This window comes from Peptostreptococcus sp. D1, from assembly GCF_900112955.1.
Classification (GTDB): Bacteria; Bacillota; Clostridia; order Peptostreptococcales; family Peptostreptococcaceae; genus Peptostreptococcus.
This window is the reverse complement of record NZ_FONP01000022.1, coordinates 1-12,566: the sequence shown is the minus strand read 5'-3', so window position 1 is coordinate 12,566 and position 12,566 is coordinate 1. Positions and strand designations below refer to the sequence as shown.

Below are 12,566 nucleotides of genomic sequence, written 5' to 3'. Positions count from 1 at the left end.
GACGGAGCAAGTACAACTAAAAAAGCAACAGTTACTGTAATAGAAAAGGATAAGCCGAAACCAAATCCTGATGACAATAAACCGAAACCAAATCCTGCTGACGATAAGCCTACACCTAATTCCGATGGCAATAAACCAAAACTAAATTTTGACGATAACAAGCCACGAACACCGGATAATAAGACATTGCCAAATACAGGAGACAGATCTAATCTGTCGCTATATGGTATATTGATTGGATTATCGGGATTACTGCTTATTGCTATAGAAATTAGAAAAAGAAGAAAAGAAAGCTGATTTAAAATGGAAAAAAGATTATTTTTAAAAATCTTTTTTTGAATAGGATTAGCAATTAGTGGTTTTGTTTTATTGTTTTTAGCATTAATTAAGGCTAAGAAGTAAGTTTTTATAAAATAGTTGTAAAAAAACAGTGAATCAATTGGTTTACTGTTTTTCTTTGCCTAAAAAGTGTAAAGTAGGACTTATGGAAGAAGAAAAAAGAGAAATTCTGTTTTATCATTTTTTGTTTTACATCAATTATAACACTACAAAATTGACACCATCATATTTGATTAGGTACTTGTATTATACTACCCAAAATGGTATAATATCAAATATATTGTTTTTGTGTGAGGCGATTAATGGCTCACATTTTTTCATGTGAATGAAAATTTTACAACTGAATATGGAGGTGTGATGATGAAAAAAACTATTGCACAAAAAGCTGAGGAATTGATATTACCAGTGGTTGAAAAGCTTGGCTTTGAACTTGTTGACGTTGAATATGTCAAAGAGGCTGGAGTCTATTTCTTGAGAGTAGTAATGGATAGTGAAAAAGGTGTAGGACTTGATGAATGTGAAATGGTAAGCAAAGAAATTAGTCCAGCTTTGGATGAGAAAGATTTTATTGAAGATAATTATTTCTTAGAAGTAAGCTCTCCAGGTATTGATAGAGTATTGAAAAGAGATAAGGAATTTTCTAAATATTCCGGAAGACAAGTCGAAGTGAAGCTATATAAAAATGATGAAGCTTTAAAAACAAAGCAATTTGAGGCTACTTTAAAGGGATTAAATGAGGCTGGAAATGTTGTTTTAATTTATGACGATAATGAAAAAACACTTACAAGAAAAGAAATAGCTCAAATTCGTCTTGCAGTTGAATTTTAATAATGGAGGAAATAAAGTAAAATGAATACAGAATTTATACAAGCTCTTGGAGAACTTGTAAAAGAGAAGGGTATAGATAGAGATGTTCTATTGGAAACTATTGAGCAAGCTTTGACTTCTGCATATAAGAAAAACTTTGGTTCTGCACAGAATGTAAGAGTTGATATGAACAAGGAAACAGGTGATATCAAGGTTTACTCACAGAGAACTGTAGTTGATGAATCAGATTTATACGATACTTTTTTGGAAATTGAATTAGATGAAGCCAGAAAGGTCAATCCAAATTACGAAATAGGAGATGTTTTAGAGTTTGAAGTTACTCCAAAGGATTTTGGTAGAATTGCAGCTCAAACAGCGAAGCAAATAGTAGTTCAAAAAATCAGAGAATCTGAGAGAGAAATGACCTATAATGAATTTGTTGAGAAGCAGGATGAATTGGTTACAGGAGAGATATCTAGAGTGACTGTTCGTGATGGCAAGAAGATAGTATATGTTCAAATTGGAAAAGGCGAAGGTATTTTACTACATAGTGAACAGATTCCGGGAGAAGAATACAAAATTGGCAAAACAATGAAGTTCTATGTTGTTGAGGTAAATAGAACAAATAAGAATCCTCAGATAATAATTTCAAGAGCTCATTTTGGACTTGTAAAGAGATTGTTTGAAATGGAAGTTCCAGAAATTCAAGAGGGCATTGTCCAAATAAAGTCTATGTCAAGAGAGGCTGGATCAAGAACTAAGATGGCAGTTAAATCCGTTGATAGTAAGATAGATCCAATTGGGGCATGCGTAGGTACTCAGGGATCTAGAGTTAGAAATATAGTAAATGAGCTTGGTGACGAAAAGATAGATATAGTAAAATATAGTGATGATATGGCTGAATTTATTGAGGCTTCATTGAGTCCTTCAAAAGTCACAAAGGTATTTGTTAACAATAAAGATAAATCTGCTGTTGTTATAGTACCAGACTTCCAGTTGTCGCTTGCAATAGGTAAAGAAGGTCAAAATGCAAGATTGGCAGCTAGACTTACAAGCTGGAAGATTGATATTAAGCCAGAATCAGATTTTAGTGAGGAAGACGAAAGATTGCTTCTTGAAAAGCTAGAGATAGATAATTTGGCAGCAGAAAATGAAGCTGATGATATTGAAGAAGATTTGTTTGAAGATGAATTTTCGGATGAAATGATGGAATCTGAAGCTGATGATTCTCTAAGTGATGATTTCTTTGAAGGAGAATCAGCTGAAGAAATGTATATTGAAGCTTTAGCTGATGAAGAAGCTGAGACTGAAAATATCTAATTTTGGGAGGTGTTTTTATGCAGAAAAAGAGAAAAATTCCTCAGAGAAAGTGTATTGCCTGTCAGGAGCGTGGAGATAAAAAGGGATTGATTAGAGTTGTCAAAAATAAAGACAATGAAATATTTTTGGATCCAAGCGGAAAAGCAAATGGTAGAGGAGCTTATGTATGTGCTACAAAGGAGTGCCTTTCTAAAGCTATCAAGACAAAAGCATTTAACAGAAGCTTTAAAATGGATGTAGAAGACGATGTTTATTCACATTTGCTGGATGAATTAGAAAAAATTGATTCTACTAATGATTAGTGAGTTGTTATATGGATAAGAATTTATATGGATAAGAAAAAGATATATTCATGGTTGGGTCTATGCATGAGATCTGGTAATTTGGTGTCAGGTGATGACACTACGTTGAGAAGTGTGAAGAAAAAAAGTGTGTCATTGGTGGTTATTTCCAAAGATGCATCAGATAACACAAAAAAGTTATTTATGGACAAGTGCAGCTTTAGAAATATTGATTTTATGATATTTGGTGAAAAATCCGAATTGGGTAAGTCGATAGGAAAAAGCCCGAGAGCTGTAGTTGGAATAACTGATAAAAATATGGCTTTGCAGATAAAAAAATTGATTGATAATATTGAGTTATAAATATTAATTGAAATCTTTGTTTGGACATATTACAGGGCAAATTTAGGAGGTGGTATTTATGTCTAAGACAAGTATTAAACATATTTCCGAAGACTATAATTTGAGCGAAAAAGAGCTACTTAAAAAAATTGAAAGCTTTGGTATTGAAATGGTAGACAACAAGCATTTAGAAGGTGAAAATCTTCAATTATTTATAGAAATGCTAAACGAAGAGATAAGAGAAGAAAAGGGAAATGTTATCGAGGTCGATAATAAAATTACTGTTCAGGATTTGGCTGAAAGTATGGGAAAATCAGCTTCAGAAGTAATTATGAAGCTGATGAAGATGGGTACGATGGCTACGATAAATCAAGAGATAAGCTTTGATATTGCATCTTTGGTTTGTGCTGAATTTGGATTTACTTTGATGAGAAATGATTCTTCAGAGGTTGAAGAATTGGAAATTGAAGCACTGATGGATATAGAGGAGGATGATGAAAAAGATTTGGTTCCAAGACCTCCAGTCGTAACAGTTATGGGACATGTTGACCATGGAAAAACCTCTCTTTTGGATGCAATAAGAGATACAGACGTTATTTCAGGTGAAGCAGGAGGTATCACTCAGCATATTGGTGCTTCTGAGGTAAAAATTAACGGTCAGAAGATAGTATTTTTAGATACTCCAGGTCACGAAGCCTTTACTTCAATGAGAGCGAGAGGTGCACAGGTTACCGATATAGCGATATTAGTTGTTGCAGCAGATGATGGAATAATGCCTCAGACTGTTGAAGCAATCAATCACGCAAAGGCTGCAAATGTACCTATTATAATAGCTATAAATAAGATTGATAAACAGGGTGCCAATCCAGATAAGGTAAAACAAGAATTATCTGAACATGGTCTTTTGGTTGAAGACTGGGGTGGGGATGTTATCTCTGTTGAAGTATCAGCAAAGAAGAGAATAAATATTGAGGGCTTACTTGAAATGGTTCTTTTGGTTGCTGAAGTCGAAGAATTAAAGGCGAATCCAAATAAGAGAGCAGTAGGAACAGTTATAGAGGCTGAACTAGATAAAGGTCGTGGACCTGTAGCGACTGTATTAGTTCAAGGAGGGACTTTAAGAGTAGGCGATCCAATAGTTGCTGGTGTTGCAAGTGGTAAGGTAAGAGCAATGATAAACTATAAAGGAAAGAGAGTAAAACAGGCAGGACCTTCGACAGCAGTCGAAATATTAGGATTATCTGAGGTTCCTTTTGGTGGTGATCAATTTGTAGAAGTGCCAAATGATAAAACAGCCAGATTGATAGCAGAAAAGAGACAGGCTCTTCAAAGAGAAGAAATGTTAAAGGCTTCTTCTAAAATTTCTCTTGATGCACTTTTTGCTCAAATGAGTGAGGGTAAGGTAAAGGATTTGAATATTGTTATAAAAGCTGATGTTCAAGGATCAGTTCAAGCTGTTAAGCAGAGCTTGGAAAAACTTTCAAATGATGAAGTTCAGATTAAAGTGATACATGGTGGTGTTGGTGCTATTACAGAGTCAGACGTTTTGTTGGCATCAGCCTCTAATGCCATCATAATTGGATTTAACGTCAGACCGGTTTCCGGATCTGAACAGGTAGCCGAAAAAGAATCTGTTGATATAAGAACATACACTATAATATACAAAGCAATTGAAGATATCAAGGCTGCGATGAGTGGTATGTTGGATCCTGAATATGTAGATGAAGATACAGGAAAGGTTGAAATAAGAGAAACTTATAAGATTTCTGGAGTAGGTACAGTGGCAGGATGTTATGTTCTATCTGGAAAAATTATGAGAAGTTGTAAGGTGAGAATAGTAAGAGATGGTATTATTATTCATGAAGGAGAATTGGCAGCATTGAAGAGATTCAAAGATGATGTAAAGGAAGTTGCACAGGGCTTTGAATGTGGATTGAGCTTTGTAAATTATAACGATATCAAGGTTGGAGATATAGTTGAAGCATATATTGTCAAAGCTGTAGAAAGAACAATTGAATAACAGTATTATTTTGAAACTATGATATACTATTTTCAGAAAGAGGTGTAGTATGGCTTCAAATAGAATAAAAAGAATAAGTGAAGAAGTGAAAAAGGTTGTAAGTGTAATGCTTATCAATGGGATAAAGGATCCCAGAATAACTTCTATGATTAGTGTTACCGATGTTGAAGTAACAAATGATTTGAGGTATGCTTTTGTATACATCAGTATTCTTGGAGGAAATAAAGAAGAATCCTTGGAGGGCTTAAACAGTGCAAGGGGATATATTAGACGTGAGGTTGGTAAAGAAATAAAGCTGAGATATGTTCCTGAAATAATCTTTAAAATTGATGATTCAATTGAAAGAGGTATGCACATGGATGAATTGATAAAGAATCTTAACAAATAAGATAAATTTAGTGTTATAATAAATAGATGGTAAGTATTTTACCATCTATTTTTTTTATAAAATTTGGAGGAAAGATGACTAGAAATATAGATGAAATAAATAATGTTGTTGAGAATCTGCATAAATTAGATAATTTTATTGTGACCTCTCATGTAAGCCCAGATGGAGATAATATAGGCTCCTCTATGGCAATGCTTTACTTTTTGACAAAGCTGGGTAAGAGAGTGAGATATGTTTTGGATGACGATTACCCACAGAATTTACTGTTTTTGTTAAATGAAAATAAAGAAAAATCTACTGATATCAATGATAGTGGGCATACTATTATCGCACTCGATTCAGGCTCGTATGAAAGGCTTTGTGTAGATAAAAAAATATTAGAAAACGCATCGAGAATAATATGTATAGATCACCATATTACTAATGGAGAATACAGTGAAGTAAAATATATTGATACAAAAGCATCCTCAACAAGCGAGATGGTCTATAACATAATAAGTGAATATGAAAAAAAATACTCTGTATCAATATTTGATGAAGCTATATCTACATATTTATACGTGGGTGTCGTTACTGATACTGGAAACTTCCAATATTCAAATACGGAATCAAGCTCACTTACTATGGCTGCAAGGTTATTGGATTTTGGTGCAAGAAAAGACGAAATTATTCAACAGATATTTCAAAATAATAGCTTGAGCTATTATAAACTTTTGGGTGAGGCATTGAATGGCTTGGAGGTTGTAGATGAACATATAGCAATAATATCTGTAACCAAAGCTATGATGGAAAGAAATAGTATATCATACGATGATATTGATTCAATTACACCTTATACGAGGGATATAAACGGTATAGAATTGGGTATATTCATAAAAGAAAAATCAATAAAAGAAATCAAGGTTAGTTTTAGATCAAAAAATTATGTTGACTGTTCAAAATTGGCGTCTGAATTTGGCGGAGGCGGTCATATAAGAGCTGCTGGATGTACATTTATTGATGAAGAATTGGAAGCTGTAAAAAGCAAGATTATTGAAAAGGCGAAAGAGTATTTTAAAAATGGAAAGTAACATTAAATTTGATAGAATTGTAAACATAAATAAGCCAAAAGGCATGACATCTCATGATGTTGTATACAAAGTGAGAAAAATATTTAATACTAAAAAAGTAGGGCACACTGGAACCTTGGATCCAGATGCTACAGGAGTATTGCCGATTTGTATAGGAAGAGCGACGAAGCTGAGTGATATAATTCTTAACAAGGACAAAAAATATATTTGTGAAATGACAATTGGTATTGAAACGGATACCTATGATTCTAGTGGAACAATACTAAATGAAGTAGATGCTTCAAGCATAGCAGAAGAAGATGTAATAAAGGCTCTAAAAACTCAAGTTGGAATTATTGATCAATACCCTCCGATTTATTCAGCATTAAAGGTAAATGGAAAGAAAATGTGTGATATTGCCAGAAGTGGAAATGCAGATTCAATTGTAATAAAGTCAAGAAGGGTTGAAATATTTGAAATTAATGTATTGGATATAGATTTACCAAGGGTAAGCTTTGAGGTACATTGTAGTAAGGGAACATATATTAGAAGTATTTGTCATGACGTTGGAAAAATTCTTGGAGTTGGTGCACATATGTCTGATTTAATTAGGACGAAAAGTGGTATTTTCAAAATAGAAGACTCTATTACACTTGAAGAGTTGCATAAATATTTTGAAGATAAAGAGGTTTTTGAGCACAGCTATTCTGTAGAGGAAACATTATCTGAATTTCCATTTTTGAAGCTGAAGGATAATGCTGTAAAATATTATTCTAATGGTGGAAAAATTGAGATGAATAGATTTATTGAATTTGATTTCAATCTCAGCAGTGTGAGAGAATTTCTTTTTGATAATTCAAAATGCCAAAATTGTGATAAAATATACAGAGTAAGAGTGTATTCAAATGAAAATGAATTTATTGGAATAGGAAAGCTTCAGTTTGAAAATGACACTCTGACTGTAAAAAGTGAAAAAATTTTTAATATAGGATAATGGTGTAAATATGGTGGTATATGAGTGTATTGATGATATAAATGTGACTGACAGCACATGTATAACCATTGGAAATTTCGATGGAGTGCATAAGGGGCATCAGACCTTGGTAAAAAGAGCTGTCAACTATTCAAAAAAATATAATTTAAAAAGTGTAGTTTTTACATTTTCAAACCATCCTGTGAATTTCTTTAAGCCGGGATATGTAAAGAATATAATATCTTCAGAGGATAAGAAAAAAATTTTGGAATCACTCGGAGTGGATATTTTGCTAAATATTCCATTCAATGAGGAAATGACGAAAATTAGTGCCGAGGAATATATACGACAAATTTTGGTGGAAAAACTAAATGCAAAAATGATTATTGTTGGGCATGACTTTTCCTTTGCTAGAAAAAAAGAAGGAAATGCAGATGTATTGATTAATTTTAAAGAAAAATACGGATATGACGTAGAGGTTGTAACTCCAGTTATATTGAATGGAAAGAGAGTGAGCTCCACTGATATTAGAGCGATGATTTCCAGTGGCGATGTCGTTGGAGCAAAGAAATTACTTGGGCGATATTACGCTATTGAGGGCGAAGTTGTGAGAGCGAGACAAATTGGTAGAACAATAGGTTTTCCAACTGCGAATATCAAGTATAATTCTGGTATGGTTTTGCCTGATAAAGGTATTTATGCAACTATTGCAAAAATAGGTGATGCTATTTATTGTGGCGCTACAAATGTGGGTACAAATCCAACCGTTAATGGGAAAAAACTGAGCATTGAAACATATATTCTAGATTTTGATGAGGATATATATGGTGAAAATCTTAGGATTGAATTTGTAGAAAAGATAAGAGAAGAAATAAAATTCAACTCCAAAGAAGAGCTAAAGCAACAGCTGGAACAAGATGTGGACTATGTCAGAAAAAATTATGTTGAGCATCTAAGGAAACACGCATTTACTGAATAAATGTATTGGGATGGAAAATAGATATAAATAGTAATTTAGAGAAGGATAAAAATAAGCCTTCTCTATTTTTATGCTTTGGTGCTTGAAGCACAATTGCAATGGTTATTAAATGTTCATTGTTATTGTTCTTTATTTTATAATCACATATTTTAAAGCTAGTATATATATGTTAAAATAGTTATAATAGAGTAATTTAATATATGTTATAATAGAGTAATTTAAGTAAATTGGGGGAGATAATCAGTGAAAAAGAAAATATTGATTGTAGATGACGATTTGGATATAAGAGAAAGTATAAAAATGATTATTGATTCAGAGGGTTATGAAATATTTTTAGCTGGGGACGCTGAGGAAGGAACTGATATAATAGAACAAAATAAGGATATAGATATTATTATTCTTGATGTGATGATGCCAGGCAAGTCTGGTATTCAATTCTGTAGAGAAGTCAGAGAAAAATATACTATGCCAATTTTGTTCATAAGCGCAAAGACATCGGAATCAGATAAGATAATGGGGCTGTCAGCAGGTGGAGATGACTATATTGTAAAACCGTTTTCGTATACAGAGCTACTAGCAAAAATAAAAGCAATTTTGAGAAGGCAGTATGTTTATAATATCGATAATAAAAGTGAAACTCATAGAAATTTTGAATATTATATATATAAGGATTTGTTTGTAAATAAAGATATGAATGAAGTTATATTAAATGGAAAGAGTATTCGCTGTACTGAAGTTGAATATAAAATTTTGCTTGTAATGATGGAAAATTCTCCTAATTGTATGTCAGCCAGTGAAATATACGAGGAAATATGGGGAGAGGCATGTGTTACAGCTGCAGCTAATAGCATAATCGTTCATATTAGAAACTTGAGAGTTAAACTTGGTGATACTCGCAAAACTCCTGAATATATTAAGACAGTATGGGGAAAAGGATATTATATTTCCATTTAGAAAAATTGAGCGAGGATAAATATTATGAGAGCAAAAAGCAAACTTTCCGAACAGTTTAACAAAATAATTCTGAAAAGTAGTTATTATTCCATTATCTTCGTAGTATTGATTTATACACTTTTATTGGAAATTTATGCTTCTAACTATACTTTGTTATCTTGTTATTATGAAGAACAATATGCGTTGGATTTTAAAAAATATGTTAGAGAAAATAATATTTCATCTCAGGATAGAAAAGAGATAAGAAATTGGAGTAAAGGTAAATGGTTTTTGGATTTAAATATTTTTGATAATAATAAGCTGGTATATAGTGATGATATTGAACAAAGCTATGTAAAGGAAGAGGGCTATGAAAAAAATTATGACTATATATTGGTAACTCCTGGAGATTTGTCGATAAAATCAAATTATAGTATGTCGATAAATTTTTCAGACGGTAAAAAATTGACAGCATATTTTACAATTGATTGTTATCATGAGATAAAAGAAGGAGTTCTTGTATTTTCTGTTCTTATAGGTATTCTTTTTTTTATACTTATTTTTTTGAAAAATTTCAAAAATGAAATTGAGTATATTAATCTGCTTAGTGGTGAAGTATCACTATTTGAAAAAAATAAACTAAATAATGATTTTACTATTGTTGGCAATAATGAAATTACAACGCTGGCATATACTCTTAATTCTATGAAAAATACAATTTTAGAAAAAGAAAAAAGAGAAATTGAATTAAAAAAAGAGCAAGAAAAATTGGTAACCGGAATGGCTCATGATCTTAGAACACCGATGACCGGATTATCAAACTATGTGGAGGTATTGAAACAAAAAAATTCGGATAAAGAGTTAGATAATGTTATCGAAAGGATATCAGATAAATTAAAGGACATGGAGATGCTTTCAGAACAGCTTTTTGAATATTTTATTGTTAGAAATGATAGTAAAATAAAAGCTGTTTATACGGAGATGATAGAAACATCTATAGGGGAGTATGTTACTGCAGTATATATTGATTTATTAAAAAGTGGATTTAATGTTAATTTGAAAGACTTTGAATTTAATGGACAATATGTAATGATTTCACATACTTTATTAAATAGAATAATGTCTAATATATTGTCGAATATTTGTAAGTATGCACAAAAAGATAAAACTATTGAAATTAAATCTGAATTTGTTGATAATGAATATAGAGTTTATTTTAGAAACATAGTTTCAGAAGAGGTGTTAAAAATTAAGGGAACAAAAGTCGGTGTAGAAAATATAAAAATAATGATGAGGTATATGGACGGATATTGTATTGACAGTAACAGTGATTTTGGAAATAAATATGATTGTATAGCTGGAAATGAATATTTTATTATGCTTGCATTTAAAATACAGAGTTAAAGCTGAAAAAAATTGCTGCACCCAAAATCTTTGCTTGAAAAAGGTGCAGCTTATATTTGCGAAAATTAATTATTAATATTGCGTATTCCTAAATACATCCATTAATTAATTATTAATATTACGTATTCCCAATAGACATCCATTAATTAATCCTAGTATTGGAAAGAATGGCTGTAATACCAAAAAAAATATCAGATCAATGACATTGGAAATATACATCAATAAACAAATAATAAAAATGGCTAAAAATGAAATTGAACATATTTTTAGCTTTTTTTCAGTTTCAATTGATAATTGAGCTTTTGGAGCGATAATATATCCAACAAAATTGTATGCTAATAATTTTAAACCACTTATTTTCAATACATCGTTAATTGGAACTGAATAAGTTCCATTATCGTTTACCTTTCCAATTGGAATTTTACCAAGAAGAAGGTAAAAGACAATAAGAAATAATAGAATAATTAGTATTTTGTAAATAGGTTTAAATTCTCTGACCTTCATTGAGAACACTCCTTTTCATAAGAAATTTTAAGTATAAATATGGTTAATAAACTTTTATTAAATCATACTCAATTGTTTTTGGTTTTTTGTATGTATATGCGTTTCTTCCAAGCTCCTTGTTGTTTTGCGCATTATAATAGACTCTTGTACCCTTCTCAACTTCGTATACAACTCTACAACCAATATGAGCCATATTATATACGTTGTTTGTAACTGTATATGAAGTTGAACTACTTAATACATAATTTAATCCGAATCCCAGACCTTTTATTGCTCCTTCGACAATAACTCCAAAGGCTTTTGAGCTATTTGTCGAAATGGTAAAACCTTTGGCAGCACTTGCAGACACTTTATAATAAGGAGATCTCTCATCATATTTTCTTATGTTGATTTTTTTATATCTAACAGGATTTATACGTTTTGGTTTCTGAGATTTCTAAATGACATAATAATAGTAATTAATATTTTTGTGTATTTTTTATTTTTCATAAAGAACCTCCGTAAATTTTAATTTAATAAAGCTTTATTTAAATTTATTATATCATACTTTTATTATAAAAAATATTAATAATAATTAAGAATATAGTTTGAAGATTAAAAAATATTAATAGTTTTATTAATATTTCAGACAATTATTAGATTGACTGTCGTTATGTTGGTAATGTAGGAATTAACTCGACTCGAATAAAGGTATAGTAGATATTTCAAAGCTAAGGCTAGGAAGTAAGTTTTTGTATAAATGTTGTAAAAAAGATGCTATAATAAAGAGTAGCTAAAGAAAAATGAGTTAGGACATAGTCAAAGCATAATTTCAAGATAATCTAATAAACTAAATATGAAAATGTTTTGAATTATGAAAAATAATACATTAATAGATAGGGGGAGATAATTGTGAAAAAAGCTAGTATAGTTATGTACGCATTGTATTTCTGTTTAGTTATTAGCATTTTGCTTGTTGAATTTGATTTGAAGTCAAAACTTGAAACTACGCATGATGTGATAATAGTTGAGAGTGTAATTAAGTATTTGAAAATAACAATATTTTTTGTGATGTCAAGTATAGGGGTGTTATCTTTAATAAGTACATTTAAGGACAAGTGGTAGTTAAATGGAAAGGTTGTATGCACAGCTTTTCTCCTTGACTTCGAATCCTTTAATTTTTAGATTGAAGATGTAAATTTGGAAAAAACTTTCTTATTAGTGTAACATATGTGTTGACAACTAAGA

The 12,566-nt window shown here is 31.1% G+C and carries 15 protein-coding genes; 13 read left to right on the top strand and 2 right to left on the bottom strand.

The features are described 5' to 3' along the window. The 12 genes from BM120_RS10345 to BM120_RS10290 form a co-directional block, all read left to right on the top strand. The coding region (locus BM120_RS10345; protein WP_143076542.1) for a sortase B protein-sorting domain-containing protein at nucleotides 1-297 on the top strand (297 nt) is incomplete at its 5' end. Nucleotides 298-699: 402 nt separating this feature from the next. Next, nucleotides 700-1,167, top strand: a complete 468-nt coding sequence (rimP, locus tag BM120_RS10340) for a ribosome maturation factor RimP (RefSeq protein ID WP_091995760.1) — start codon at nucleotides 700-702, stop codon at nucleotides 1,165-1,167. 21 nt (nucleotides 1,168-1,188) lie between these two features. Continuing rightward, nucleotides 1,189-2,466, top strand: a complete 1,278-nt coding sequence (gene nusA, locus BM120_RS10335) for a transcription termination factor NusA (RefSeq protein ID WP_091995759.1) — start codon at nucleotides 1,189-1,191, stop codon at nucleotides 2,464-2,466. A gap of 17 nt (nucleotides 2,467-2,483) precedes the next feature. Beyond that, nucleotides 2,484-2,768: an RNase P modulator RnpM gene (rnpM, locus tag BM120_RS10330; protein ID WP_091995757.1), complete on the top strand. Its 285-nt coding sequence runs from the start codon at nucleotides 2,484-2,486 to the stop codon at nucleotides 2,766-2,768. A 27-nt stretch (nucleotides 2,769-2,795) separates the two neighbouring features. Beyond that, nucleotides 2,796-3,110 (top strand): L7Ae/L30e/S12e/Gadd45 family ribosomal protein, encoded by a 315-nt coding sequence (locus tag BM120_RS10325; protein WP_091995754.1) that lies wholly within the window; start codon nucleotides 2,796-2,798, stop codon nucleotides 3,108-3,110. Nucleotides 3,111-3,168: 58 nt separating this feature from the next. Next, on the top strand, nucleotides 3,169-5,109 hold the full coding sequence (infB, locus tag BM120_RS10320; protein WP_091995751.1) for a translation initiation factor IF-2: 1,941 nt from the start codon (nucleotides 3,169-3,171) through the stop codon (nucleotides 5,107-5,109). A gap of 49 nt (nucleotides 5,110-5,158) precedes the next feature. Further along, nucleotides 5,159-5,497 (top strand): 30S ribosome-binding factor RbfA, encoded by a 339-nt coding sequence (rbfA, locus tag BM120_RS10315; RefSeq protein WP_091995749.1) that lies wholly within the window; start codon nucleotides 5,159-5,161, stop codon nucleotides 5,495-5,497. A 74-nt stretch (nucleotides 5,498-5,571) separates the two neighbouring features. Next, nucleotides 5,572-6,567 carry a DHH family phosphoesterase gene (locus tag BM120_RS10310; RefSeq protein WP_091995747.1) on the top strand — a complete coding sequence of 332 codons (996 nt, stop codon included), beginning with the start codon at nucleotides 5,572-5,574 and terminating at the stop codon, nucleotides 6,565-6,567. Beyond that, nucleotides 6,557-7,540: a tRNA pseudouridine(55) synthase TruB gene (gene truB / locus BM120_RS10305; RefSeq protein WP_091995745.1), complete on the top strand. Its 984-nt coding sequence runs from the start codon at nucleotides 6,557-6,559 to the stop codon at nucleotides 7,538-7,540. Before BM120_RS10310 ends, truB begins: the two co-directional genes overlap by 11 nt. 10 nt (nucleotides 7,541-7,550) lie before the next feature. Then, nucleotides 7,551-8,498, top strand: coding sequence for a bifunctional riboflavin kinase/FAD synthetase (locus BM120_RS10300; protein WP_091995744.1), 948 nt, complete (start codon nucleotides 7,551-7,553; stop codon nucleotides 8,496-8,498). A gap of 243 nt (nucleotides 8,499-8,741) precedes the next feature. Next, on the top strand, nucleotides 8,742-9,452 hold the full coding sequence (locus tag BM120_RS10295) for a response regulator transcription factor (RefSeq protein ID WP_242941607.1): 711 nt from the start codon (nucleotides 8,742-8,744) through the stop codon (nucleotides 9,450-9,452). Between the two features lie 24 nt (nucleotides 9,453-9,476). Next, nucleotides 9,477-10,835, top strand: a complete 1,359-nt coding sequence (locus tag BM120_RS10290) for a sensor histidine kinase (RefSeq protein WP_091995742.1) — start codon at nucleotides 9,477-9,479, stop codon at nucleotides 10,833-10,835. A 105-nt stretch (nucleotides 10,836-10,940) separates the two neighbouring features. Here the strand turns inward: BM120_RS10290 and BM120_RS10285 are convergent, their stop codons facing one another. Together BM120_RS10285 and BM120_RS10280 are read right to left on the bottom strand one after the other, a co-directional pair. Further along, a complete protein-coding gene (locus BM120_RS10285; RefSeq protein WP_091995740.1) occupies nucleotides 10,941-11,339 on the bottom strand; it encodes a hypothetical protein in 399 nt (132 codons plus the stop codon). 43 nt (nucleotides 11,340-11,382) lie between these two features. Beyond that, nucleotides 11,383-11,688: a hypothetical protein gene (locus BM120_RS10280; protein ID WP_091995738.1), complete on the bottom strand. Its 306-nt coding sequence runs from the start codon at nucleotides 11,686-11,688 to the stop codon at nucleotides 11,383-11,385. Nucleotides 11,689-12,230: 542 nt separating this feature from the next. Here BM120_RS10280 and BM120_RS10275 point away from each other — a divergent pair. Further along, complete coding sequence (locus tag BM120_RS10275) at nucleotides 12,231-12,443, top strand: hypothetical protein (protein WP_091995736.1); 213 nt, start codon at nucleotides 12,231-12,233, stop codon at nucleotides 12,441-12,443. Nucleotides 12,444-12,566: the final 123 nt, after the last annotated feature.